We start from the raw sequence: 1627 nt of genomic DNA, 5'->3' as shown, positions 1-1627 counted from the left end.
GTAGATCTCCGGCCCGGCGAAGGCGGCGTCCGCACGGAAGTACAGGCGCTTCACCCTGCCCCGGTAGCGCGCCACCACCGGCTCCAGCACCGCGCGCCAGCCGTCGGCGGAGTGCACGTTGCCCGGCCTGAGCGCGCACCGCTCCAGGTCGCCGAACTGGTTGAACACGAAGAGCGGGTGGTAGCAGGTGCAGCCGAAGTGGCCGTTCCAGGAGCTGCCCTCCTGGTCGCCGTGGGTGGGGCTCTCGCTGGAGTCCATGTCCAGCACCACGATCCGCGGCGGCCGGCGGGCATGCACGGTGTCGATCCAACGGCCGGGCAGGTCGGCGAGCGCGGCGAGGTTCTCCGGCCGGGTCAGCCACTCGGTCTCGAAGCGGCCCATCTGGCTGGCGGAGGCGGCGGCCTCTTGGACGGCGCGGCCGCCGACCACCCAGCGCATCGCCGGGTCGCGGCGCAGCCGCTCGGCGTCGTTCACGTCCTCGTAGCCGGCGAGGCGGCCGAACACGGCTTGGCGCAGCAAATCGACCAGGGCGTGCCGGCCGTTCTTGCCGGTGCGCGCGTCCGCCAGTGCCGCGCCCGCGGCGGAGGTCAAGCCCAGCGCATCGTCGAGTTCGCGGTAGGCCAGCAGTCCCGCATCGGAGGTGATCGCGGCGCCGCGGAAGCGGAGCTGTATAGGGCGGTCCAATTTCAGGCCACCGGGCGGAGTAAAACCAGGCCACTCCGGCGCTCCGCGGCCAACGTCATAGGTCAGCGAAAACCTAAGCCGCACAAACCTCTACAGCCAATCCGGCCTTTGGACAGTAGGTGGTTGGAGCCTGCGGCGCATGGCGTGGAGGTGGCCTGAAATTGGACCGCCCTCTACAGCAGCCCGATGTTGCCCGCCATGAGGTCCTGCAGCGCCGGCTGCGTGCCGCGGTAGGGGATGTGCTCCATCCGCACGCCGGTCCGCAGCTTGAGCAGCTCCATGGCGAGGTGGGCGGTGGCGCCGATCCCGCTCGAGCCGTAGTTGACCTTGCCCGGGTTCCGCTTGGCGTAGTCGAGGAACTCCCGGAGCGTCCGCGCGGGCACCCGCTTGCTGCCGGCCAGGACCAGCGGCGCCTGCACCACCAGCGACACCGGCGAGAAGCCCGCGACCGGGTCGAAGGGCATCTTCCCGGCCTGCAGCGTCGCGTTCGCCGCGTGCGCGGGGAGCACCATGACGATCGTGTGGCCGTCGGGCGGGCTCGACGCGGCCGCGGCCGCGCCCACGATGCTGTTCGCGCCTGGCTTGTTCTCGACGACCACCGGCTGCCCTAGCGCCTTGGACAGCGGGTCGGCGACGAGGCGCGTGGCGATGTCGGTGGTGCCTCCCGGCGTGTAGGGGACGATGATCCTGACCGGCCGCGTCGGGTAGTCCGCAGCCAAGGCACTGCCGCCCGCTCTCGCCAAGCCGCCGGCGAGGGCGCCCAGCGCCAGTACCGAACGGCGGGACGCGACAGGCTCCACCACGTCGAAGACCCTCATTCTCCGTCTCCCGAACCCTTGGCGCCGATACCCGGCCTTGTTCTGCCTGGCTCAGCTCGCCTCGTATGAGGCAAACGACCAAGCGCGTTCCCCCTTAGTCCATGGCGCGGTGATTGTCCGGGCTG

General features: G+C 70.9%; 2 protein-coding genes. Both read right to left on the bottom strand.

Annotation, left to right across the window (positions count from 1 at the left end):
• Window positions 1-690 (bottom strand): IS1380 family transposase (locus VF584_24830; GenBank protein HEX8213424.1); only part of this gene is annotated, 690 nt, incomplete at its 3' end.
• Window positions 691-857: 167 nt separating this feature from the next.
• Window positions 858-1502, bottom strand: coding sequence for a tripartite tricarboxylate transporter substrate-binding protein (locus VF584_24825; GenBank protein ID HEX8213423.1), 645 nt, complete (start codon window positions 1500-1502; stop codon window positions 858-860).
• Window positions 1503-1627: the final 125 nt, after the last annotated feature.

The organism is Longimicrobium sp. (assembly GCA_036389135.1).
GTDB lineage: Bacteria > Gemmatimonadota > Gemmatimonadetes > Longimicrobiales > Longimicrobiaceae > Longimicrobium.
This window is presented reverse-complemented; position numbering and strand designations above follow the sequence as displayed.

Excerpts from the sequence above, each read along its gene's own strand:
- VF584_24825 (HEX8213423.1), bottom strand. The coding sequence starts at position 1,502 with ATGAGGGTCTTCGACGTGGTGGAGCCTGTCGCGTCCCGCCGTTCGGTA.